The organism is Microcoleus sp. N3A4 (assembly GCF_036701805.1).
GTDB lineage: Bacteria > Cyanobacteriota > Cyanobacteriia > Cyanobacteriales > Microcoleaceae > Microcoleus.
The window spans coordinates 22,200-44,536 of record NZ_JAUBRJ010000028.1 but is presented as its reverse complement, the minus strand read 5'-3'; the positions used below and the strand labels follow the sequence as shown (position 1 = coordinate 44,536).

At 43.4% G+C, this 22,337-nt stretch carries 28 protein-coding genes; 13 read left to right on the top strand and 15 right to left on the bottom strand.

The features are described from left to right. Nucleotides 1-176: 176 nt before the first annotated feature. Together QUA56_RS17575 and QUA56_RS17570 are read right to left on the bottom strand one after the other, a co-directional pair. Nucleotides 177-698 carry a hypothetical protein gene (locus QUA56_RS17575; protein WP_333359802.1) on the bottom strand — a complete coding sequence of 174 codons (522 nt, stop codon included), beginning with the start codon at nucleotides 696-698 and terminating at the stop codon, nucleotides 177-179. Between the two features lie 8 nt (nucleotides 699-706). Further along, nucleotides 707-1,204 (bottom strand): TIGR00725 family protein, encoded by a 498-nt coding sequence (locus QUA56_RS17570; protein ID WP_333359800.1) that lies wholly within the window; start codon nucleotides 1,202-1,204, stop codon nucleotides 707-709. A gap of 141 nt (nucleotides 1,205-1,345) precedes the next feature. On the opposite strand from QUA56_RS17570, the gene QUA56_RS17565 reads away from it, so the two are divergent. Further along, nucleotides 1,346-1,582: a hypothetical protein gene (locus tag QUA56_RS17565; RefSeq protein WP_333359798.1), complete on the top strand. Its 237-nt coding sequence runs from the start codon at nucleotides 1,346-1,348 to the stop codon at nucleotides 1,580-1,582. Beyond that, the gene (locus tag QUA56_RS17560) at nucleotides 1,567-1,929 is read left to right on the top strand and encodes a type II toxin-antitoxin system PemK/MazF family toxin (RefSeq protein WP_333359796.1); all 363 of its coding nucleotides are present in this window, start codon (nucleotides 1,567-1,569) and stop codon (nucleotides 1,927-1,929) included. The genes QUA56_RS17565 and QUA56_RS17560 overlap by 16 nt, the downstream gene beginning before the upstream one ends. Nucleotides 1,930-2,054: 125 nt before the next feature. Here QUA56_RS17560 and QUA56_RS17555 read toward each other — a convergent pair whose 3' ends face one another. The 4 genes from QUA56_RS17555 to QUA56_RS17540 form a co-directional block, all read right to left on the bottom strand. Then, a complete protein-coding gene (locus QUA56_RS17555; protein ID WP_333359794.1) occupies nucleotides 2,055-2,414 on the bottom strand; it encodes a DUF5615 family PIN-like protein in 360 nt (119 codons plus the stop codon). Beyond that, entirely contained in the window at nucleotides 2,398-2,649 is a 252-nt protein-coding gene (locus QUA56_RS17550) for a DUF433 domain-containing protein (protein ID WP_333359792.1), read from the bottom strand. Before QUA56_RS17550 ends, QUA56_RS17555 begins: the two co-directional genes overlap by 17 nt. Before the next feature lie 243 nt (nucleotides 2,650-2,892). Then, a complete protein-coding gene (locus tag QUA56_RS17545; RefSeq protein WP_333359790.1) occupies nucleotides 2,893-3,255 on the bottom strand; it encodes a type II toxin-antitoxin system PemK/MazF family toxin in 363 nt (120 codons plus the stop codon). Next, complete coding sequence (locus QUA56_RS17540; protein ID WP_333359788.1) at nucleotides 3,213-3,407, bottom strand: hypothetical protein; 195 nt, start codon at nucleotides 3,405-3,407, stop codon at nucleotides 3,213-3,215. The genes QUA56_RS17545 and QUA56_RS17540 overlap by 43 nt, the downstream gene beginning before the upstream one ends. 297 nt (nucleotides 3,408-3,704) lie before the next feature. Between QUA56_RS17540 and QUA56_RS17535 the strand changes: the two genes are divergently transcribed. Next, the gene (locus QUA56_RS17535) at nucleotides 3,705-3,968 is read left to right on the top strand and encodes a type II toxin-antitoxin system ParD family antitoxin (protein WP_333359786.1); all 264 of its coding nucleotides are present in this window, start codon (nucleotides 3,705-3,707) and stop codon (nucleotides 3,966-3,968) included. 186 nt (nucleotides 3,969-4,154) lie between these two features. Here the strand turns inward: QUA56_RS17535 and QUA56_RS17530 are convergent, their stop codons facing one another. The 6 genes from QUA56_RS17530 to QUA56_RS17505 form a co-directional block, all read right to left on the bottom strand. Next, nucleotides 4,155-4,583, bottom strand: coding sequence for an ISL3 family transposase (locus QUA56_RS17530; protein WP_445242921.1), 429 nt, complete (start codon nucleotides 4,581-4,583; stop codon nucleotides 4,155-4,157). Further along, on the bottom strand, nucleotides 4,537-4,683 hold the full coding sequence (locus QUA56_RS17525; RefSeq protein WP_333359878.1) for a transposase: 147 nt from the start codon (nucleotides 4,681-4,683) through the stop codon (nucleotides 4,537-4,539). Before QUA56_RS17525 ends, QUA56_RS17530 begins: the two co-directional genes overlap by 47 nt. A 33-nt stretch (nucleotides 4,684-4,716) precedes the next feature. Continuing rightward, on the bottom strand, nucleotides 4,717-4,920 hold the full coding sequence (locus tag QUA56_RS17520) for a hypothetical protein (protein ID WP_333359784.1): 204 nt from the start codon (nucleotides 4,918-4,920) through the stop codon (nucleotides 4,717-4,719). Between the two features lie 125 nt (nucleotides 4,921-5,045). Then, complete coding sequence (locus tag QUA56_RS17515; protein WP_333359782.1) at nucleotides 5,046-5,300, bottom strand: transposase family protein; 255 nt, start codon at nucleotides 5,298-5,300, stop codon at nucleotides 5,046-5,048. A gap of 54 nt (nucleotides 5,301-5,354) precedes the next feature. Beyond that, on the bottom strand, nucleotides 5,355-5,483 hold the full coding sequence (locus QUA56_RS17510; protein ID WP_333359780.1) for a hypothetical protein: 129 nt from the start codon (nucleotides 5,481-5,483) through the stop codon (nucleotides 5,355-5,357). Nucleotides 5,484-5,614: 131 nt separating this feature from the next. Beyond that, nucleotides 5,615-6,343: a hypothetical protein gene (locus tag QUA56_RS17505; protein ID WP_333359778.1), complete on the bottom strand. Its 729-nt coding sequence runs from the start codon at nucleotides 6,341-6,343 to the stop codon at nucleotides 5,615-5,617. A 293-nt stretch (nucleotides 6,344-6,636) separates the two neighbouring features. Here QUA56_RS17505 and QUA56_RS17500 point away from each other — a divergent pair, with 293 nt between their 5' ends. Both QUA56_RS17500 and QUA56_RS36850 read left to right on the top strand, forming a co-directional pair. Then, a complete protein-coding gene (locus QUA56_RS17500) occupies nucleotides 6,637-7,554 on the top strand; it encodes a hypothetical protein (protein WP_333359776.1) in 918 nt (305 codons plus the stop codon). Nucleotides 7,555-7,850: 296 nt separating this feature from the next. Continuing rightward, nucleotides 7,851-7,967 (top strand): hypothetical protein, encoded by a 117-nt coding sequence (locus QUA56_RS36850; protein WP_445242919.1) that lies wholly within the window; start codon nucleotides 7,851-7,853, stop codon nucleotides 7,965-7,967. Nucleotides 7,968-8,092: 125 nt separating this feature from the next. Here QUA56_RS36850 and QUA56_RS17495 read toward each other — a convergent pair whose 3' ends face one another. Continuing rightward, on the bottom strand, nucleotides 8,093-8,977 hold the full coding sequence (locus QUA56_RS17495) for a 4-hydroxybenzoate solanesyltransferase (protein WP_333359775.1): 885 nt from the start codon (nucleotides 8,975-8,977) through the stop codon (nucleotides 8,093-8,095). A gap of 237 nt (nucleotides 8,978-9,214) precedes the next feature. On the opposite strand from QUA56_RS17495, the gene QUA56_RS17490 reads away from it, so the two are divergent. The 3 genes from QUA56_RS17490 to QUA56_RS17480 all read left to right on the top strand — a co-directional run bounded on the left by QUA56_RS17490 (nucleotide 9,215) and on the right by QUA56_RS17480 (nucleotide 13,118). After that, nucleotides 9,215-10,831, top strand: coding sequence for a Ppx/GppA phosphatase family protein (locus tag QUA56_RS17490; protein WP_333359773.1), 1,617 nt, complete (start codon nucleotides 9,215-9,217; stop codon nucleotides 10,829-10,831). 193 nt (nucleotides 10,832-11,024) lie between these two features. Next, on the top strand, nucleotides 11,025-11,576 hold the full coding sequence (locus QUA56_RS17485; RefSeq protein WP_333359771.1) for an REP-associated tyrosine transposase: 552 nt from the start codon (nucleotides 11,025-11,027) through the stop codon (nucleotides 11,574-11,576). A 114-nt stretch (nucleotides 11,577-11,690) separates the two neighbouring features. Beyond that, nucleotides 11,691-13,118, top strand: coding sequence for a protein adenylyltransferase SelO family protein (locus tag QUA56_RS17480; RefSeq protein WP_333359769.1), 1,428 nt, complete (start codon nucleotides 11,691-11,693; stop codon nucleotides 13,116-13,118). A 342-nt stretch (nucleotides 13,119-13,460) separates the two neighbouring features. Here the strand turns inward: QUA56_RS17480 and QUA56_RS17475 are convergent, their stop codons facing one another. Both QUA56_RS17475 and QUA56_RS17470 read right to left on the bottom strand, forming a co-directional pair. After that, nucleotides 13,461-15,650, bottom strand: a complete 2,190-nt coding sequence (locus QUA56_RS17475; protein WP_445242920.1) for a tetratricopeptide repeat protein — start codon at nucleotides 15,648-15,650, stop codon at nucleotides 13,461-13,463. A 224-nt stretch (nucleotides 15,651-15,874) separates the two neighbouring features. Continuing rightward, nucleotides 15,875-18,073, bottom strand: a complete 2,199-nt coding sequence (locus QUA56_RS17470; protein ID WP_333359765.1) for a tetratricopeptide repeat protein — start codon at nucleotides 18,071-18,073, stop codon at nucleotides 15,875-15,877. 361 nt (nucleotides 18,074-18,434) lie between these two features. Here QUA56_RS17470 and QUA56_RS17465 point away from each other — a divergent pair, with 361 nt between their 5' ends. The 5 genes from QUA56_RS17465 to darG all read left to right on the top strand — a co-directional run bounded on the left by QUA56_RS17465 (nucleotide 18,435) and on the right by darG (nucleotide 22,309). After that, nucleotides 18,435-18,644, top strand: coding sequence for a homeobox domain-containing protein (locus QUA56_RS17465; protein ID WP_333359763.1), 210 nt, complete (start codon nucleotides 18,435-18,437; stop codon nucleotides 18,642-18,644). Beyond that, on the top strand, nucleotides 18,641-18,928 hold the full coding sequence (locus QUA56_RS17460) for a type II toxin-antitoxin system PemK/MazF family toxin (protein WP_333359761.1): 288 nt from the start codon (nucleotides 18,641-18,643) through the stop codon (nucleotides 18,926-18,928). The genes QUA56_RS17465 and QUA56_RS17460 overlap by 4 nt, the downstream gene beginning before the upstream one ends. Before the next feature lie 223 nt (nucleotides 18,929-19,151). Then, nucleotides 19,152-20,537, top strand: a complete 1,386-nt coding sequence (mnmE, locus tag QUA56_RS17455) for a tRNA uridine-5-carboxymethylaminomethyl(34) synthesis GTPase MnmE (RefSeq protein WP_333359759.1) — start codon at nucleotides 19,152-19,154, stop codon at nucleotides 20,535-20,537. A gap of 85 nt (nucleotides 20,538-20,622) precedes the next feature. Then, entirely contained in the window at nucleotides 20,623-21,249 is a 627-nt protein-coding gene (gene darT / locus QUA56_RS17450; protein ID WP_333359757.1) for a type II toxin-antitoxin system toxin DNA ADP-ribosyl transferase DarT, read from the top strand. A 25-nt stretch (nucleotides 21,250-21,274) separates the two neighbouring features. Further along, entirely contained in the window at nucleotides 21,275-22,309 is a 1,035-nt protein-coding gene (gene darG, locus QUA56_RS17445; protein WP_333359755.1) for a type II toxin-antitoxin system antitoxin DNA ADP-ribosyl glycohydrolase DarG, read from the top strand. Nucleotides 22,310-22,337: the final 28 nt, after the last annotated feature.

Below are 22,337 nucleotides of genomic sequence, written 5' to 3'. Positions count from 1 at the left end.
TGCGCTTCAGCGCTCTTAGCTTAGGAAAGAGCGCTGAAGCGCAACTACATACCTAAATTTTAACCTCTAGTTGTGACAGTTGGTCTTAGTCCTATAATTGCTAAAAACCGTCACTCTCGGTTCAAAAACCTGGTTTCTTAGTCGGCGAGTGCGATCGCGAACTAATTTAGATATTTTTAAGGAGAGGGAACTTGTGGCTGAAAATTGCTGCTGCCTTTATAACCGGATAAAATAGCAAGTTTTTCCAAAGATTGCCGGCCCGTGTAATATTTCCCCCGAATTTCCCAAGTGGGATAAGCTTTAATATTAGCAGCTTTGCACAAATCCGGTTGAGCATCTTTGCCTCTGGGATCGCACTCAATGTAAGTAATGGCGGTAAATGCTTCTTTGCCAAAAAGTTCTTGTTGCGTGTGACAGTGAGGACACCAGTAAGCACCGTACATTCTAGCTTTGATGGTCTGCAAATGGGTTGCTAAACCTATTTGATCTGGTACGGATTCGCTGCGAATAGGTGGTGCTTCTTGTTCGGTAACAGGCGGTGCGAAAGGGGGAGGAGGAGGGAGGGTTTGTGCTAATTTAGGAGTGGATTTGTTGCTGAAACTGAACTGTGCAATTCCTCCGTCTGCTTTGGTACTGACGAAAATCCCCAAAGTCAGGAAAATGCCGATCGCACAAAAGTTGAATTTGTTTACTCTCATCTTGGATTTCATCTTGGATTTACTAGGATTTCGCGAGCTTGATTCATAGCCTCTACAGGATTGTTTACCACAAAAATGTTAAATTGTGCTAAACGTTTAAAAAAAAGTTGACTTTCGGCGCTGTGATTTAACAATATAACTTGTTTGTTAGCTTTCAGAGCGAGGGCTATTTCCGAAGCAGTGCCCGTTCCCATACCGCAGGCAATTATTACATCTGAAGAAAGAATGTTAATGTTATTTCTGGCGTTTCCCATATCGGTGACGATCGCAATATCTACAGCTTCAGAAATGCCGCGAGTGTCATTTCCCGGAAGGATGCCGACTGTTAAACCGTTAGCTGATTTTGCTCCTTTGTTGGCTGCATCCATGACGCCGACATTTCTACCGCCAGTTAGCAATATCCATCCTGCTTCGGCGATGAGTTGTCCGAGTTGATAGGCGTTTTCTAAGTCGCTTGATGTGGCACTTTCGCCGGGACCCATGATGCCAACGATGATTTTTTTCATAGTTTATCGGTGAATATGGCGTTATTAATACTTGCTATTTTTTTTGCACTATCTACGAATGTATGTTATCATATAAATAGTGGCTTCATAAAAACAGCTTTTGACACAACTAACTTCCCGAACCTTCCTAGTATTTTTACTATGAAAGAGCAAACATTTAAACTAGATGAATCTCAGATAAAATTTTTAGAACTCTGTCAAAAATATGGATTTAAAGATCCTAGTGAATTGGTTAGAATAGCGATTCAACGGTTGGAATTAGCGTTAGAAACCGAGCAGTTGAAAGAATCGGCGATGCTCTATGCGGAAGTCTATGCAGAAGAGACCGAGTTACAGGAATTGGCGGAATTAGGTTTAGAAGAATGGCCGAAGGAATAAAACTGAAACGGGGGCTAATTATTGAAGTCAATCTTGACCCTACTAGGGGTTCTGAAACTGGAAAAATTAGACCTTGCATTATTGTGACTAACAATACTTATAATGAGAGAGTTCCCATAATTCAGGTGGTTCCAATTACTGCTTGGAGTGAAAAGAAAGCCAAGATTAGAAGTAATGTGGAGATTGAACCTTCAGAAGCAAATGGATTAACAAAAAAATCTCTTGCAGATTGTTTGCAAACGCGCCCTATAGATTATTTTTCTCGCTTGATGGATATCCGAGGTGAAGTTGAGCCAGAGGTTTTACTAAAAATCGATCGAGCTCTCAGAATTGTGTTTGCTTTGTAATTTTTCAACTTTTTAAAGAAGGAATTATGGGCGAGATCCTTTCTGAATCTGCCTGAGAAAGGGATCTCGCTCTTTTTTAACCGCAGATTAACCCAGATTAACGCTGATGTAAGAAGGGATCTCGCTCAAGGACTAATGGAAACAACATCCCCAGCATCATTAATGCGAATTGCGGAACCTGCTGGCAGCGACGATATCATAGTGCTAACTTGTCTCATCAAAGGTACTAGATGGTCGGGCCTCGTACTGCTAGAATCTAAGACCACAATTGTAATAACACGACTTGCTAAATTTTGTTGATAGGGAAGATTTTTATCGGCAGTGATAAAAACATCAAAAGGATGATTCTCCGATCTCTCCAGAATTTCCCTATCTTTTAGGCCTCTCCACCCCATGTCATAAACATTGCTGATTGAATGACCCTCGTCTAAGAAAGGTTGCTTGAGTTTTTGACTCAAGAGATTTTCATCAAGCAGTATAAGCATTTGAATGATTTTCTAGCGAGAGCATCATTTTAGTTAGATTTTCTAGCACTTTAATTGCCTGACTTTCTAGGTAAGGAAAATCATTAATAAATTCTGCGAAACCGCTTTCACTTTCCAGGTAGTCGAAAAAAGTCTTTAAGGGGACGCGGCTGCCGACAAATACGGGGACACCGCTCATAATTGCTGGATCGCGGTGAATAATCCCTTTTCTTTGCAGTAATTCTTCTATTTTCACGGGCTTTACTCCTTTATATCAAAAGAAGTGGGCAAGTCTAGCTGTAACTGATGTGTAATTATATCATAAAGTTAGCAGAAGCGAGAGCCTTTCTGGATATGGTGGATCGATCTTCAAAAGGGAAGGGATCTCGCTCTTTTTTAACCGCAGATGAACGCAGATTAACGCGGATGTAAGAAGGGCGATCGCTCGTTTGATGAATTATGGGCGAGCTCCTTTCTGAATTATTAGAAAGGGCGATCGCTATAATTCCAAATAGCGCTGCAAAATCTCTTGAGTTTGGGAAAATAGCTCCGATTCCAATTGGCCGACTTGTTGTACTAATCTTGTTTTGTCGAAAGTCATGGGATCGACACAGACTAGCAAACTGTCTGCATTTAAACCATTTTGTGGGGATGCGGGTACTAAGAGCGCAGCAGCAGAAATCCGAGGATCGTGAGGACGAGCGGATGTAAATGGCAAAACAGTCACTTTGCTGCGCCGCTCGTTGAACAGCGTACCAGAAATGACTAAGGCAGGTCGCGTTTTGCGTATTTCTGTTCCTACTGACGGATCGAATCTAGCTATCGGGATGCTTCCCAGTCGGTAATCGCTTGAGCTTGCCATTCCTCATCCCATCCTAAATCTAATTCGTCAATTAGCTTGCAAGCTTCTGCTAAAGCTTGGTTTTCTTGTTGTTTTCGCCATTGTTTTAAGAGAGATTCTATCAAAGCACGCTTGGTTGGGCGCTTTTTGATTGACGTATGTGAGTAAGTCATCTGGCAAGCTGATAGAGATGTCGCTCATTGGCTAATCAGAATAGTTTTTTGTAATTATTTTAGCAAGAATTGACTGAAATGACAATTTTTTGTTAGTTTAATGCACAAACGGAAGGGCGATCGTCATGATTGATGAATGATGAGCGATCGCCTTTTTGAGTCTGGTCGATCGAGGGCGATCTATCTTCCCAATTTCTTATTATAAAATTACAGGTTGTGTGAGGTTTGACAAAAAATGGCAAAATCTGCCATAACAAGATAACGAGTTAAATGAGGTAAGTAATACCAGTGACAAGCATGAATATTTCTCTACCTGACTCAATGCGAACTTATATAGAAGCACAGGTAGCCCAAGGTGGTTATGGTACAGCTAGCGAGTATTTCCGTGAGTTAATTCGCCAAGACCAAAAACGCAAAGCTTCAGAACGTTTGGAAGCGATGTTATTAGAGGGTTTGGAATCGGGAAATCCTACCGCGATGACGGAGGAAGATTGGATGGAGATTCGTCAAGCTGTGCGATCGCGTATTTCCCAGAATCAGGGGTTGCAGGGAGAAAAATGACCTCGATCCAAAAACGTCCGCAAGTTATCCGTGACTTGATTGAATTAGCCACTTACATGGCGGAAGATAATATGGATGCTTCCGATCGCTTTCTTGTCGCGGCAGAAGAAACCTGTTTATTCCGTACAAAGTCATGCTAAATATGATAGGAAAATGCCAAAAAAGCAAAGCTCGCATTTCAAAATTTTAAAAATTCCTAAAACCAAATCCACTGCGTTTTAACAGTTTTAATTTATTATTAATGCCTTCAACCATTCCGTTGTTTGTTCTGTGTTCAAAATATCCTACTACCTCTGCAAACCACCTTTTAATGGTCTTTACGCTCTTTTTATAGTACGGCTCTGCTTTTTTCAACCAATCGATTAGTTCTAATATTCCCGCACTTAAATTTTTACATTTTTCAAATAGAGCGTGAAACTCTTCTTTTAAGGAGTGCATAATTTTTACGAGTGGTGAGTCTGATTGCACCTGTAATAATTTTGCTTTTTGTTCCTCAGATAAGTTAGACTCGGCTTTTAAGAGTATATATTTACTACTTTTTAAACTATCAAGTAATTTAGTTTTTTCTTCAATTTTTAGTGATTCTGCTGCTTTTTTTGTCGATTCTGGCTTTATTTAATTCTTCATGTATCATTTTTGTTACATGAAATCTGTCTGCGGTCACTACAGCATTTGGCAATATTTTCTTCACTAATGATTTATAATTACCACTCATGTCCATGCTGAATTCTTCTATTTTATTTAAGACTTATTCCCCCCATTTTAGAAGAAACTCTTCGATAGATGACTGTTTTATTTCTAATACCAACCCTAAGAGTTTATGTGTTTCTAAATCTACTAATACTACTATAAATTTTCCTTCCCCTTTAACTAAACTAATCTCATCTATTCCCAAGCGACGCAATTCTCGAACATCTACATTGATTACACTTTCAGCTACTACTTTAACCATTGACTCAACTTGTTCGGGTGTTAATCTGTTATTTTTAGCAACATTACTAATGTCACTGTGAATAACTTGTTCTGTGATATTTAGGGCTAATCTTTTAGTATTTTTTTTTTATGCTCAACAAAATCTCAAATTTCGCTAAAAGGTTTTCGGCAAAATTCACACTTAAACTGCCGACGATTTACAGAAAGAATTACCGCTCTATTACTGATTGGTAAATCTTTAACTAAATGTCTTTTGTTTTGATGCAGACGATGACTCTTTCGATCGCATCGCGGGCAAACTGCTGTTTTGTTGGTTGCTCTAACCGATAAAATAATCGTCGATTCTCTCTCCAAGCTATCCTCTACTATCACACCAGGTAAATTCAGCAATTGTGTCATTAATCTTTTCATTAATTTACTTAAATAATCGTGAATCTTTAACATTTTAGCATACTAGGTACGGAAGAACCGTTCTTCTTTGGGTTGATCTGTAACCGACTCGACGTTGACTTTGATGTCGAGTTTGCCCTCAATCACTTTGCCTTTGAAAACTCCATCGCTGGCAACACCCTTAAATAGCATTGGATTAGTTTGTTCTGCTGAAATTGTGGTTATCCTTGTGTTGGTAGATTATGAAAAAACAAAATTCAATGAAGGGCGAGATACTTTCTAAATCTGGCGTATAAATGGCGCCAGATTCAGACAATCAGCAATCAGCCAGACATAAAATCAGAATTTTTTTGAGCAATGTGTCGGCCAATTCCTTGGATTTTGGACAATCCCGTTCTTTTCCAAAAAGAGTAAATAGTCTGTGTCTTGATATTTAACTGTCGGGCGATGACTGCCATTTTTTCGGGCGACTGCTGCAAAAACAATCTTTGAACAAGAATTTGACAGTTGCAGTCGGGACGGTTTCGAGGATGACATTTCCGAAGTTCGTATTCTGGATCTCGCCTGATGTATTGCACTATCTTCCATGCTAAAGCTTGTTTTTCTTGTCTTTCAATCCGTTCGATTTCCACCTCCAAGCCATCTAAATAGTCATTGTAAAATCCGCTGCGTTCTAAAACGTCTAAATCTAAGGACAGCTCTTTTTGATTTTTGGTAGTATGTAAATCGCGAATTCGATACCCGAGATGAGCGTTAATCCAAGTCGTCAGACTGGCTTGAATCGGAGAACGTCGGGGATAAAACTTGTGGAGGTTCTTGTCTAACCATTCCCAAGTTTTATTAACAGCTTCATAATAATACGGATGAGAAGTTTTTGACAAATTTGGCAAAAGTTGTAGTTGCCGCAACAATCGATTCATCAATTCTCGACGCTGCGAACTATCCGGTGATTCCGAGCAAATTTCTAGAATTAGCTTACATAACCGCTCATCTTGAGGACTGCGATCGGAATATTGTTCCAGTGCCAACCTCAATTCATCTATGGGAGCCATAATCACCCTTTTAGTGAATGTAATGGATGTAAGACTGTGAAAAGTTTGAGCTAACTTGGTAGGTATGAAAACGATTGAACTAAGTCGATCGCTTGTAGGTAAAATAAGGACGGTTAACCTACACATAGTTTTGTACAGTTGCTTACTTCCACACATTTTCCAGTAGTTCTTTAATCAAAACAAGGCTAAAATTCACAAGAAACTTCACAAAAACTTATAAAAAACTCACAAAACTCACAAAACTCACAAAAATTATTTTATAATTCAAAAAAATAGATTGATTGGGGAAAGCGATGGAAGTTGAAGAAATGTTGAGCTTGTTGGATAAGTGGGTTGTGGAAAAGAAAGGCAAGTCGCTGAATTTTGCGGAGAAAGAGATTATTCATCTAAGCTGGATGGATGTGGATTATGCGGACATGAACATTCCTGGCTATAGCCCTAGCTATGTGGAGAGAAGGCTGGCAAAAGGTTTGTGGGCTCTAGTATCAGAGGTGATTGGAGAAGGAAAAAAAGTTACTAAAAAAACATCCAAGCTGGCGATGCAAGAAGCAATCAAGAAGCGATCGCACCCGGAAGCACCAGCAAGAGAAATGACTTTTTTTGAGGCGGCGAAGGATGCCAACAATCGAGGGTTTAACTTAAAACAAGCTGGCGAATTCGTCGCAGCTAGAAAGGAGTTCGAGCTTGCTCTTAAAATTAACCCAGATAATGCAGTGACTTACTATAATCAAGCATTGATGCATGAGGAAGCCGGGAAAGTCGATCGGGCTATGGAACTGTATCAGGATGCAGCATTTCTAGGCTTGGCTGCTGCTTACTGCAAGTTGGGCCGTTTGTATATAATTGAATATAAAGATTTGCGGAAATCAGTTGAAAAAATAGGGCACGGTTTAAAGCTGGTGGAAACTGAGAAAGTTGAGGATGACAAAATAGTCAAAGCAGCTTTGTTAACCTACTTTGCTTGGGCATGGAAGGAACAAGGATGCTATGAAGAAGCTTTGGACAAGTTGCAAGAGGCTGTTAAACTACAGAGAGATCGGGGTTTAACTTATGGCATCATGGCCCAAGTGCAAGAAAATCTGGGGAATGATGCAGAAGTTGTGAAAGCTTGGAAAAACTGTCTGAAATATGCTAAGTCCGATGAGCCAGATGAAGAATTTTATATTGGTAAGGCTCGTCAGCGTCTCAAGGAAATAGGTGGTTCTAATTAAATGTAAAATGCGTGAAGCGTAGCTATCCCGTAGGGAATCGCGCGGTGAGATACCCGACTTCTTAAAGAATTCGGGTATCGGGTAATTGTGTTTTTTAGGTGGATTTACTTAAGTGCGATCGCACTTGTTTGAGATTTAGTATCAATCAAGCACAGGGGTATTCATTGCCATGTCGATCCTTACAAATTCGGGGTATCATGTTATTCGTGGCTGATTGAAGGGCGATTCGATCGATTGAAGTACCTGAAACTCCGGCTAATACCAAAGTTCGGATTTGGAATTTTCATACAGGAGAGTTGTTGGAAACTCTGGAACATCTCGCTCCAGTCCAGTCTGTTGTTTTTAGTTATGATGGCAAAACTTTGGTCAGCGGGAGTGCGAATACTGTAAAAATTTGGCGCGTTCCTGTTTAAGTTAGGACTTAGCCACTCCGGCAAAGAAACCGGGTTTTTTAGCTAATCTCTCGGTAACAACCAAGTATTTTCGTAAAAAAAACCGGTTTCTAGGGCCCCATACGCGGTTTCCAACCGCAGGCAAACTAAAAAATCTCCCCAACGATCATCCCCGCCAAGATCACAAACCCCACCCAAACATTTTGGCGAAAAATCTGACCGTAAACCGGCTTGGGAATATCCGCATTTCGGAGTTGACTGTACTGCAAAAACCACAAAATCGCCGCCGCACTAATTGCCATCCAAAAACCAATATGCAACTGCAGATTAATCCCCATTGCCACTAACAAACCGACTGTACCAACAAAGAAAAAACCCACAGCATTAGCAGAATTATTCCCGAAAAATATCGCGCTGGAATTCACCCCCAAACGCAAATCGTCTTCCCGATCGCTCATCGCATAAACTGTATCAAATCCTAACGTCCACAGCACGACTGCACCCCACAGCAGCCAAGTAGCTAATTCTAGTTTCCCAACTGCGGCGCTCCAACTAATTAAAACTGCAAAACCCCAGGCAATTGATAACACTAATTGCGGCACTGGAAAAAATCTTTTTGCTAAGGGATAGGCGATAATTACCGGTACGGCCGCGACGCACAGCCAGAAGCTTAAAGGATTGAGATAAAAAGCGAGAATCGCCGCGCAAGCAAAGGAAGTTAATGCAACTCCTATTCCAGTTTGCACGGTGAGGGCGCGGGATGCTAGGGGGCGCGATCGCGTTCTTTCTACTTCGGGATCGATATCGCGATCCCACAAGTCGTTGATGACGCATCCAGCCGCACTCGTGGCTAGGGTACCCAACACAATCACGCCCACCAATGCTGCGGGAGGCCTCCCGTCTGCTGCTAAAAAAACTGCCCAGAGGGCTGGAATCATTAAAATTAGCCTTCCTGCTGGTTTGTCCCATCTCAAAAGCCTCACGACGGTTAGCAAGGTGGATTCGGGTTGGCGATCGGGCTGGGTAAGCATTTTAATTTTAGATTTTAGATTTTTAACATTAAATTTTATCAAATTTTAAGCAAAACCACCTACTATCTCTGCTGGCGATTCCCTACGGGATAGCTTCGCTCGCGCGTACTTCTGCCGGAATTGCCAACAGGTGAAAGTCTTGGCCAGTGAGCATTTCCCGATTTTTGCTAATTTAAGAGAATGCCTAACTGGATTCGTGAAATAATCATAAATATCTGTCAACCCCTATACACTCCAATGGTTAATTCACTTGCTGCTGCGGAGTCAAATCGCATTATTGCTGCTATTGATATGGGTACTAACTCGTTTCACATGGTGGTGGCGCGCATCGATCCGAAATTGCCCGCGTTTACGATTATTGCTAGAGAAAAAGATACGGTTCGGTTGGGCGATTGCGAGGCAAAAACAGGGTGCTTGAAGTCCGAGGTTATGGAAAGGGCGATCGCCACTCTGAGCCGCTTTCAAGATATTGCTAAAACTTTTGATGCTGAACAAATTATCGCTGTTGCTACGAGTGCTGTTAGAGAAGCCCCTAACGGGCGGGATTTCCTCAAACAAGTTGCTGAAGAACTAGACTTGAATGTTAGTTTAATCTCCGGTCAGGAAGAAGCGCGGAGAATTTATCTCGGCGTTCTTTCGGGTATGGAGTTTAACAATGAGTCGCAGGTGATTATTGATATTGGCGGCGGTTCTACTGAGTTGATTTTAGGAGACAGTTCTGGGTCTCGCTGTCTCACCAGTACAAAAATTGGTGCTGTGCGCTTAACAGGAGAATTTGTCAAAAGTGACCCGATTAGCAAGGAGGAGTTTGCTTATTTGCAAGCTTATATTCGGATTTCGCTGGAAAGACCGATCGACGAATTGCGCTCCCACTTCCATGATGGCGAACCTCTGCGTTTGATTGGCACTGCTGGAACCATCGAAACTCTGGCTGCAATTAACGCTCGCGAAAAGTTGGGAACAGTGCCGAGTCCCCTAGCCGGATATCAGTTAAGTTTAAAAGATTTGCGCGATTTAGTCAATCGCTTTCGCAAACTTTCTTATACCGAAAGGCTGGCAATTCCGGGAATGTCGGACAAGCGGGCGGAAATTATTCTGACCGGTGCTTTGATTTTGCAAGAAGCGATGACGCTATTAGGAATGGAATCGCTGACTGTTTGCGATCGCTCTTTACGAGAAGGCGTAATTGTTGACTGGATGCTGTCGCACGGTTTAATTGAAAACCGCTTGCGCTATCAAGGTTCAATCCGCCAGCGCAGTATTCACCACATGGCTGACAAATATCAAGTCAATTTAGAACAAAGCGAAAGAACCGCAGCATTTGCGCTCAATTTATTCGACCAAACTCAAGGAATTCTGCACAATTGGGGAACCGAAGAACGGGATTTGCTGTGGGCGGCCGCGATTCTGCACAACTGCGGTTTGTACGTCAGTCATTCGGCGCACCACAAGCATTCTTACTATTTAATTCGCAATGGTGAGTTATTGGGATACACTGAAACAGAGATTGAAGTTATTGCCAACTTGGCTCGCTATCACCGAAAAAACCCTCCGAAAAAGAAGCACGAAAATTTTCTAATTCTCAGTAAAAAATACCGGGAAGTAGTTAGTAAATTGCATCCTTTTCTGCGGTTGGCTGTGGCTCTGGACAGGCGGCAAATCGGTGCTATTTCTGATTTCAAATGCGAACACCGCCCGGAAGTTCGAGAGTTTCATTTGCGGCTGCAACCGCTCAATCCCGGAGATGACTGCGCTTTGGAACTGTGGAGTTTGGATTATAAAAAGCCGTGCTTTGAAGATGAGTACAATCTCAAATTAGTGGCAACTTTGGAGCCGGATATTGCGACAGTTTAAATACAAGGCACAGCAACTGTAGCAACTGTAGGGTGCGTCAGCCGAAAATTATCTGTCTGTCGTCAAAACATTCAGTCCTGACGCACCCTACAATAACTAACCGTAGGGTGCGTCAGGCGAAAAAATTAGCAATGTGAGAAAAGATTCAGTCCTGACGCACCCGACAATAACTAACGACTACTAACTGAATATTATGTCGAACTACCGGAGAGCCACCATACCCGGAGCAACCTACTTTTTTACCCAACTCACTTATCAAAGAATTGCTTGGCTGTGCAGCGATATTGCTCGGGAATCTTTACGAAAATCCCTACTCCGAGTCCAGCAACTTTACCCTTTTTCAATTGAGGCAATTGTTTTATTGTCAAATCACATACATTGTATTTGGACGCTACAAGAGGGTGATAACAATTATGCAACTCGTTGGCGATTCATTAAAATTTTTGTCACACATGAATGCGCTGATAAATTAGGAATACACGCCGAAATTAGCGAATCCAGACAAAAACGGAAAGAAAGAAATCTTTGGCAGCGAAGATTTTGGAAACATTTAATTAGAGATGAAACAGACAATGCTAATCATTGCAATTATATTCATTACAATCCAGTCAAACATGGTTTATGCCAGTCCCCGAAAGATTGGCAATATTCTAGCTTCCATCGATTTGTTGCCGAAAGCATTTATCCTGAAGATTGGGAAGGCAATGACATCCCAGATATTCCGGCACATATCGGTCACGAGTAGTGAGTCTGTAGGGTGCGTCAGCCGAAGATTCTCTGTCTATCGTTCAAAATTTTTACAACTGACGCACCCTACAATGAATTGCCAATTTCGCCAATTTCAAGATAAAATAGAAAAATGTCAAATCCCTTGCTTTCCCTCAACTACGAACCCGCGATCGAATCCCTCGGCGGCGACTATTTCGATGAAGTCCCTGCGGCCGATTTTCCGCAGCACATCCTCCGCTTTCGCAACGATCAATTATTGCCGACATTAGGTTTAGACCCCGCACAAGTAACCGACCAACATTTCATCGAAGCGTTCGGCCAATTTCACTGTGTCCGTCCCTTTCTCGCACTCCGCTACCACGGCTATCAATTCAACGAATACAACCCGAATTTAGGCGACGGTAGAGGCTTTTTGTACGGCCAAGTTCGCGGCACTGACGGCCGACTTTACGACTTCGGCACTAAAGGTTCCGGCCGCACTCCCTATTCGCGGCACGCTGATGGTAGACTAACTCTCAAAGGGGGAATTCGCGAAGTTTTAGCCGCCGAAGCTTTGCACCGGTTGGGAGTTCGGACATCTCGCTGTTTTAGTTTAGTTGAAACGGGTGAGTCTTTGTGGCGGGGGGACGAACCATCTCCGACGCGATCGTCCGTAATGGTGCGTTTCAGCCACTCTCACATCCGGTTTGGAACTTTTGAAAGATTGTACTATATCCGCCGCCCGGATTTAACTAAAAAACTTCTAGATTTTGTTATTGAATATTACTATCCAGAACTGCATTTAGAAGCAAGCAATGCGGGTGTTTCGCCTGCCGAAAAATATGCGCTATTTTATGCAGATTTAGTCAAGCGAGTAGCCGAATTAGTCGCTCAGTGGATGGCAGCAGGATTTTGCCACGCAGTGCTGAATACTGATAATATGTCGATTACTGGAGAAAGTTTCGATTACGGGCCTTTCGCTTTTATCCCAACTTACAAGCCGGAATTTACAGCAGCTTATTTCGACCATTACGGTCTTTATTGTTACGGGAATCAACCGTTTATTTGCAAGGGGAATTTAGAGAAGCTCCAGCAACCTCTAGCAGCGGCGATTCCTCAAGCTGATATGGATGCTGCTTTGGCAAAGTTTGGCGATTATTATAATGCAGCTTACCGGCAGTTGATGATCAATAGATTGGGATTTGAGGATTTGCCAGAAGCTGATGCTGATGAGTTGTTGAAGGTGACAATTAAAATGCTGGCGGAGTCTCAAGTTGATTATCACGATTTCTTTTGGGAATTGCGAAGACAGTTCGATCGCACTTGGCGAGATGATGCCAGTCAAATTTTTGCTGAGGCGGAACCGGCGGATTTGATAGCACCTTGGCGGCACTTTTATTGTCACGTTTTGCAAAGTTTGTCGGCGGACGATATGGACAAAATGGCGGATAGGTTGCGGAAGCACAATCCCGAACAATCGCTTTTGAGACCGACGATTGAGGCTGTTTGGGAACCCATAGCTATTGAAGATAATTGGCAACCGTTTTATGAGTTGGTGAAGAGACTTCAAAATTCTTAAAGGGAATTGGGCATGGGGCATTGTTGACTGTTGACTGTTAACTGTTAACTGTTAACTGTTAACTGTTGACTGTTGACTGTTAACTGTTAACTGTTAACTAACAACTAACAACTAACAACTATAGCGGTTCGAGCGAAAGATTCGCGGACGTAGTTGGGCCCCGGCCCTCAAGCGTCTGGGTGGTTATGTAAGCTGTCAGTCATACCTCATCTTTTTGAGAAAGGCTATAACAACTAACAACTAACAACTAACAACTAACAACTAACAACTAACAACTAACAACTAACAACTGACAACTAACAACTAACAACTAACAACTAACAACTAACAACTGACAACTGACTACTTGAGTTTTTCAATCTCAAATTGTGCATCTTTGTAACCGCCGGTAAGTCCTTGATCGAGAAACATTTTGCCCGCTTTTTCTAAATCGCTAATTGCTCCTGCTTTGTCTCCCAAGGAGCGGCGAACTATGCCTCTACCGTAGTAAGCCGCAGCATAATTCGGATTGATCCGAATAGCTTGCACGTAATCGGCGATCGCACTGTTGTAATTATTTAACTGCTGGTAAATCTTAGCGCGATTGGCGTAAGCTTCAGCATTGTTGGGATTGAACCCGATTGCTGCTGTAAAATCTGCGATCGCCCCCTGCGCGTCACCCCCTGCGCTGCGAGCTAAACCGCGATTGTTAAAAGCATTAAAATCATTCGGATTCACTGTCAGCGCTTGAGTGCAATCGGCAATTGCTTTCGGATAATCCTTTAAGTTTAAATAAGCAATGCAGCGATTGTTGTAAGGAACCCCATCTTCATCGCTCAGCGAAATTGCCTGAGTGCAATCGTCAATTGCCGCTTGATACGCTCCCAAATTCAACTGCGTGCTGCAACGATTAGCGTAAGCATCTCCACTCTTGGGATCGATCGCAATTACCTGAGAATAATCCGCCAAAGCTCCCTGATAATCTCCTAGGTGAAAGCGAGCTCTCCCCCGACTGTAGAAAGCATCAACATTCTGAGCATCGAGTTTAATTGCTTCAGTATAATCTCCAATCGCCCCTTGCAAATCTGCGCTCCCAGCGCGAGCCAACCCTCGCGAATGATAAGCTTTAACAAGGTTCGGCTGCAACCGAATTACTGCGTTAAAATCCTGAATAGCCGTCTTGTAATCTTGCAGTTCTAAATAAGCAACTCCTCTTTCATAATATGTATCAGCATCATTGGGCTGGAGATTCAAAACCTGAGTGTAATCCTCAATCGCCCCGCGCTTGTCGTTAAAATCGTGACGGGCTAGCCCCCGGTTAAAATAAGCCTGAACATATTTAGGATTGAGAGCAATCGACTGAGAATAATCGGCAATTGCTTCTTCATACTTTTTTAAATCATAATTAGCATTCCCCCGCTGATAAAAAGTCTCAGCATTGTTAGGATTTAATTGAATAGACTTATTAAAAGCCTGCAAAGCGGCCTCCGCATCTTTATTGCGAGACTTTGCTACTCCCTGTTCGTAATATTCCTTAGCTTTAATCGGATTCGGGCGGCTCCAATTACTAAACAAAAATACCAGAATTATTGCCGCCCCGAAGCCAGCCAAAATCAGCCACCAAAAGCGAGTTCCCAAACGTGACGAAAAACTATTAGAAGACAGTAATATCGGAGATGTTTTTTTCTTTTGAACCTTACTCCCCGGTTCTTGGCGGTGCCTCAACTTGCTGAGAGATGCCAAAACTTCCTCAGCAGATTGATAGCGTTTACCAAATTGGTGACAGACCATTTTGTCAATTATATTTGCTAGTCCCACAGAGCATTGAGTTCGGTTTCGCCAAACAATTTCCCCGGTGTGAGAAGGACTCGGATCTTGCAATTTTGGCAAATCCGTACCGGGCAAACCCGTGATCGCTTGGACTGCCATCATCCCGACTGCATAGAGGTCGCTGCTAAATTGCGGGTTGCCTTGAAATTGTTCGATCGGCATATAAGCCGGAGTTCCAGTAGCAATGGTGCGCGGAAATTCTGTATCGTAATCGCTGATGTGATTCGCAACTTCTTTAACCGAGCCGAAGTCAATTAAAACTAATTTCCCGTCTGGTTTGCGGCGGATTAAGTTGGAGGGATTAACATCGCGGTGAATCACTCCCTGAGAGTGTACGAAGGCGAGAAGTTGTAACACTTCTTCCAACAACTCCAGCACTCGTTCTTCCCGCCAAGGTTGACCGGCTACAATTTCCCTATTTAGGGCGTGTCCGGGGACAAACTCTTCGACGAGGTAGAATTGATTGCCTTCTTCAAAATAAGCGAGTAAAAATGGAACTTGATCGTGTTTTCCCAGCTTTTCTAATATTTCTGCTTCTTGTTTAAATAAGCGGTAAGCTGTTTTGAGAACTGTGGAAGTGTTGCTGGGAGGACGAAGTTGTTTGACTACACATTGAGGGTGGCCCGGGCGGCGAGTATCGACAGCTAAATAAGTTTGTCCGAAAGCTCCTGAACTAAGAATTTGTACTACGCGATAACGCCTGTCTAAAAGTTGACCAACCATGTTCATATCGGTAATTGGGAATTGGGAATTGGGAATTGGGAATTGGTGATTGGTGATTGGAAATTGAAAATAGGAAATTGGTGATTAGTGATTTTGCCTGCTTCCTGCTTCCTGCTTCATTTTTCATTCTTCATTTTTCCAAATGACTGATGACTGATGACTGATGACTGATGACTAATAACTGATGACTAATAACTGATGACTAATAACTGATGACTAATAGTTTATTTAGGATCGTTGATTTGTGCTTGTGCGTTTTGGAAACCATCGGCTCTTCCTTGTTCTAGAAACAGCGTTGCAGCTTTCTGAAAATCCTCGATCGCCCCAGCACGGTCTTTGAGTTGGCGGCGGACGAGCCCTCGGCTGTAAAAAGCGCTAGCATTGTTGGGATTGAGCCGCAGCGAGTGAGCGAAATCCTCCACCGCTAAAGGGTAATTTTTTAGTTCTGAGTAAATAGTACCGCGATTGCTGTAAGCTACTGCATCGCTGGGATTGAGCCGAATTGCTTGAGAAAAATCTTCCACAGCCCCCTGCTTGTCTCCCGAAGCCGATCGAGCTAAGCCTCGATTGCTGTATGCTTTGGGATTGTTGCCGTTAAGTCCGATCGTCAAACTGCAATCTTCGCCGGCCTTTTGAAATTGTTTTAAATTCAGATAAGCAATGCAGCGGTTGTTATAAGCTGCTTCATCTTTAGGAGCGAGGCTAATGGCTCGGGTGCAATCTGCAATCGCTTTGTCGTAGGTTGCCAAATTTAAGTAAGTGCTGCACCGATTGGTATAAGCATCAGCTAGCTCTGGTTCCAACTCGATCGCCTTACTGTAATCTTCCATCGCTCCTTGATAATCTGCCAGATTAAACCGCGATCGACCGCGACTGTAGTAAACGCCAGCTTGTTTGGGGCTAATTTGAATCGCTTGAGTAAAATCTGCCATTGCTCCTGTTTTGTCGCCCGCGGCCGATCGAGCTAAACCCCGATTGCTGTAAGCTGTTTCATCGTTGGGAGTGAGCCGAATTGCTTGAGTGTAGTCTTCAATTGCCTGGGGGTAGTCGCCCAAATCGTAGTAAGCTAAACCCCGCTGAGAGTATGCCTCACCGTCGCTGGGATTGAGCCGCACTACTTGGGTGAAATCTTCCACGGCTCCCCGCTTGTCGCCGGTGTCGCGGCGCGCCAGACCTCGATTGTAGATGGCTTTGGTGTGGCTGGGATTGACTTTAATTGCTTCGGTGTAATCCTGTATTGCTAGATCGGTGGCGCCCGTGTCATAGCGAGCGTTGGCCCGCTTGTAGTAAGTTTCCGCATCGCTGGCATTCATGGCGATCGCTTGGGTATAATCGGCGATCGCACCTGTTTTGTCGCCTTGCTGCGCTTTGGCCGCGCCGCGAGCGAACAATTCTTGTGCCCTCCCCGGACTTTTACTATGCCAAAAGTAAATCATGATTGCTGTCAAGATTAAAGCTCCGGCTGTTGCAGCCAACAGCAGCAGTCTGATTTGGCGCTGTCTCGGCGGTTTACTCATAGCGTCCGTGATGATTGTGGCTGGCGGCGGCTCAACCTCCCATTTTACGGCGATTTGTTGGAGGTCTGCCAAAACATCGGCGGCCTCCTGATAGCGTTCCTCGCAGTCGGAGCGCACCATTAGATCGATAATATCTGCTAGGGCAGGCGAACAAGTTGCCCGCTTTTGCCAGGGAATTTGGCTTTTTTTGTTTTTTAAGGCACTCAGTTTGTTGGGTGAGAGTCCCGTCACGGCAAGCTGGGCGATCGTACCTAGAGCGTAGATGTCGCTATTGTAGCGGGGGTTGCCGATCGATTGCTCGATCGGCACGTATAACTCCTGGGCCGCCAACTCGTGTTTTTTTCCTAAAGGCCCTTTAACAGAGTTGGGGGAGGTTTGCGCCAACAAATCACAATTAGCGAGTTCCGGGTTAATTTCTTTGTCTAAGCTAAAGTCAATCAGCACAAATTTGCCGTCTGACTCGCGCCGGATAGCTCTGTCTGGCTGAATTCTCCGGTGAATGAAACCCTTCTCGTGTATGAACACCAAAATTTCTAATATTTCTGATAGCAGAGCAATTACTTTGTCTTCAGGCCAAGGTTCACCGGGTATTAGTTCTTGACTTAAAGGCGATCCGGCAATAAATTCTTCTATTAAGTATAAACTTTGATTTTCCTCAAAATACGCCAATAATTCGGGAATTTTGTCGTGTTTTCCCAATTTTTCAATTATTTCTGCGTTTCTTTGAAATATAACTTTGACTAATTCTGGAGTTTGCGAACTTGTGCCGGGGAGCCGCATTTCTCTAACCGTGCATTGCGGATACCCGGGACGGTGAGTATCTGCGGCTAAATAAGTTTTTCCCACCTCACTTGAGTCTGTGACTTTAATGATGCGGTAACGTCTGTCTAGAAGTTGACCAATCATGCTTTGCCCTCTACCCTGTTAATGTTCCATTATCGCATGAAATTAGGATAGATCACTGTGGTGTCAAACTTTTAGCTATTGATTCGGGTGTGCCAAGCAGCAGAAGAAATCCCCAGTAGTAGGACTACAGGTGCTGGCAATTTAAAGGCGATCGCCCCGACTTTGAGCCTTGTCTGAATTTGAGCAGTCCTGGACGCAGTATTAAAGGCCAGAATGCAGTATTTCCGTAAAAAAACCTAATTTCTGCGTCGAGGACTATAGCATTAAGATTAGTCCCAGTCTGCTGCCCGTATCCGTTGACGGTAGATGCAAACCCTCAACTTATAGTATAATTTAGTAACCGAGCAACAGATGACTCAAAATGAACGTACAACTGGTTGACTCCCTAATTCAAGTTATCTTATCTCTCTCCGCAGACGAGCAATTAGCGATTACGGAAAAATTACTAGAAAAGATCCCGTACCCTTCGACTCAGGAACTTATGCAGCTTGCTCAAAGCGGTGGCTGTTTTGACTTTTTGCATGACGAACCAGATATTTACACGATCGAAGATGGAGAACCTATTGCGTGACACTAAAAAAAGGAGATATTGTATTAGTCGAATTTCCCTTTACTGATTTGAGTCAGATGAAATTGCGTCCTGCTTTAGTGCTATGTGCTATCTCAATTCCTGATGAAGTTACTGTTTGCTTTATTTCGTCTCAAAATGTGAGCAGATTGAACAATGAAGAGTTTGCTATGAAGATAGAAGATATAGAATTTCCTGCAACTGGATTGCGAGTATCATCTAAAGTTAGAGTAATATCAAATCCGGTAGCATCGGAATTATGTAGTGCGAGCTTAAGAGCTCGCTAGCCACGCCGCGAGCTCTTAAGCTCGCACTGACACATTATCCAAATATATTATTCCGAGGCAACCGGAAACGATATAACTCGAATAGCTACCCTCCAACGCAGATTAATTATCAGACGATTGGGTGAATTAGGAAATCTATATATACAGCAATTAAATGCATATATGATCGAGGCATTGCAGATAGGGCGATCGAGATAATTATTGAACTATAGAGCAATTAAAAATGTCTGAATCACTAACAAAAGGAGGAACGATCGCAGCGATCGCCACTGCCATAGTTCCCCAACAAGGCAGCGTCGGCATTGTGCGAGTTTCCGGTTCCGCAGCCTTAAAAATTGCCGAAACTCTGTTTCGCGCCCCAGGACGGCAAATCTGGGAGTCTCACCGCATTCTTTACGGTCACATCCATCGCCCCAAAACTGAAGAATTAGTCGATGAAGCTTTATTGTTAATTATGAAAGCGCCGCGTTCTTTTACTCGCGAAGATGTGGTGGAATTTCACTGTCACGGCGGCATTATGGCGGTTCAGCAAGTCTTGCAGTTGTGTTTGGAACATGGGGCGAGATTAGCGCAACCGGGAGAGTTTTCGCTGCGGGCTTTTTTGAACGGGAGGCTCGATTTAACTCAAGCTGAAAGTATTGCTGATTTGGTGGGAGCAAAATCGCCTGCTGCTGCACAAAGTGCTTTAGCCGGTTTGCAGGGAAAGTTAGCCGCACCGATCCGCAAATTGAGAACAACTTGTTTGGACGTGCTGGCAGAAATTGAGGCGAGAATTGATTTTGAGGAAGATTTGCCGCCTTTAGATGAAGCTAAAACTTGTTTGGAAATAAATCATATTTTGGCGGAATTATCAACAATTTTGGCGACGGCAGATCGCGGCGAATTGTTGAGAACCGGTTTGAAAGTAGCGATTGTCGGGCGGCCGAATGTGGGAAAATCGAGTTTGTTGAATGCGTGGAGTAAGAGCGATCGGGCGATCGTCACGGATTTGCCCGGTACGACGCGGGATGTGGTAGAATCGCAGCTAGTTGTCGGGGGAATTCCGGTGCAGGTGCTCGATACTGCGGGCATTCGGGAAACCGAAGACAAGGTAGAAAAAATTGGCGTTGAGCGATCGCGCGCCGCAGCAAAACAAGCCGATTTAGTGCTGTTGACAATTGACGCGGCATCTGGTTGGACTGAGGGCGATTCGGAAATTTACCAACAAGTAAAGCACCGCCAGCTAATTATAATTATCAACAAAATCGACCTAGTAACAACAATTCCAGATTTACCTTTCCCCCCTGAAATTCACCGCATAGTTACCGCAGCCGCCGCCCTCGATCGAGGGATAGAAGACTTAGAAACAGCAATCTTAGATGCTGTCAGCGGGGGAGATTTGCAAGCAGCAAACTCAGACTTAGCAATCAACCAGCGGCAAGCAGCGGCGTTAACCAAAGCTAAAATTTCTCTGGAACAATGCACGGATACTATTAGCAACAAATTGCCTTTAGATTTTTGGACAATAGATTTGCGCGGGGCAATTCAAGCATTGGGGGAAGTTACGGGCGAAGAAGTGACCGAATCAGTGCTGGACCGAATATTTAGCAGGTTTTGCATTGGCAAATAGTAATAGGAAAAGATTATTTATCTTTAACTGCCAAGCAGATATTATAATTATGTGTTAAACCTGAAACAGCAAACAGATAACAGCAGTGCCATTACCTATCTACCACATCACCCCCATTGACAATCTAGAATCTATTATTGCTCAAAGTGGATTGTTAGCTTACAACGTTATGCTTGAGACAAAAACTAACTACACTAATATCGCCTACGAAAATATCCAAGATCGTCGCGCTAGAATCCGCGTTCCCTGCGGTGCAGGTGGCGTATTGCATGATTATATTCCATTTTATTTTGCACCGCGCTCTCCGATGTTATACACCATTAATCGGGGCAATGTAAAAAGCTACAGTCAAGGTCAATCAACAGTCATTCACCTAGTTTCTAGTGTAGAGAATATAGATGCTGCAGGTTTATCTTTTGTTTTTACTGACGGTCATGCAGTCATGGCATTCACCGAGTTTTTTGACGACCTCAACGATCTAGGTGCGATCGACTGGGATGTTATGGAATCCCGTTACTGGAACGACACAAACGAAGACAACGACAGAAAGCGCAGGCGTCAAGCCGAGTTCTTAGTTCGTAACTTTTTCCCTTGGCAGCTAATAACAGAAATCGGCGTTATCAATTCTACAATCAAATCACAGGCAGAGAATTTTTTACAAAATTTTACACATAAACCGTCAGTAATAGTTCGCAAAAACTGGTATTATTAAGATAAAAAAGAATCTGGAAATTAAAGTGATTGAAATTCAGCAAGGCAACCTGTTAGAAGCAAATGCAGAAGCCTTAGTGAACACAGTTAATTGTGTGGGAATTATGGGCAAAGGAATTGCCTTGCAGTTCAAGCAGGCTTATCCCGAAAACTTCCGCCAATATGAAAAGGCTTGTCGCGCCGGTGAAGTGCAGCCGGGCAGAATGTTTGTAGTATCTTCTGGCAATCTATTTAATCCTCGATACATTATTAATTTTCCGACTAAACGTCACTGGAGAGGCAAATCAAAAATCGAAGATATTCAAACTGGACTAAAAGCTTTGATTCAGGAAGTAAAGCAATTAGGCATCACTTCTATTGCCGTTCCTCCGCTAGGCTGCGGGAATGGTGGCTTGTCTTGGAAGACAGTCAAACCGCTAATTGAATCAGCTTTTTTGGAACTGCCAAACGTGCAAGTTTTGCTGTTTGAACCGCAGGCTACTCCGCAAGCTGATTCAATGCGGGTTGCCACCGAAAAACCCCAAATGACTCGCGCTCGTGCCTTATTTATTAGCTTGCTGGAATTGTACGGAATTCCTGGCTATCGCTTGACAATGCTGGAAATTCAAAAGCTAGCTTATTTTCTTCAGGTAGCAGGTGAACCGCTAAAATTGCAGTATGTGAAAGAAAAGTACGGGCCCTACGCAAATAATCTCAATCATGTTTTGCAGAAGCTGGAAGGGCATTATATTCGAGGTTATGGAGATCGAAGCCAAGAGGCACAACTTTATGTGTTGTCTGAAGGTAAAATAGCCGCGCGGGATTTTTTACAAAATGCTGCTGATGCTAATATTAGACTAGAGCGTGTGAGCGGGTTAATTAATGGTTTTGAAACTCCTTACGGGATGGAACTGTTGGCAACTGTTCACTGGGTTGTTGGGGAAAATAGGGAAGCTGCCGAGGATTCCGAAAGAGCGATCGAACTTGTACGGGAATGGAACATTCGCAAGAGCGAACTATTTAAGCCTCAACATATTCGCAAAGCGTGGCAGCGGCTTCGCGAGCAGGGTTGGTTTTTTTAGGATATCTTCTGCCTTCTGACTAATGCTG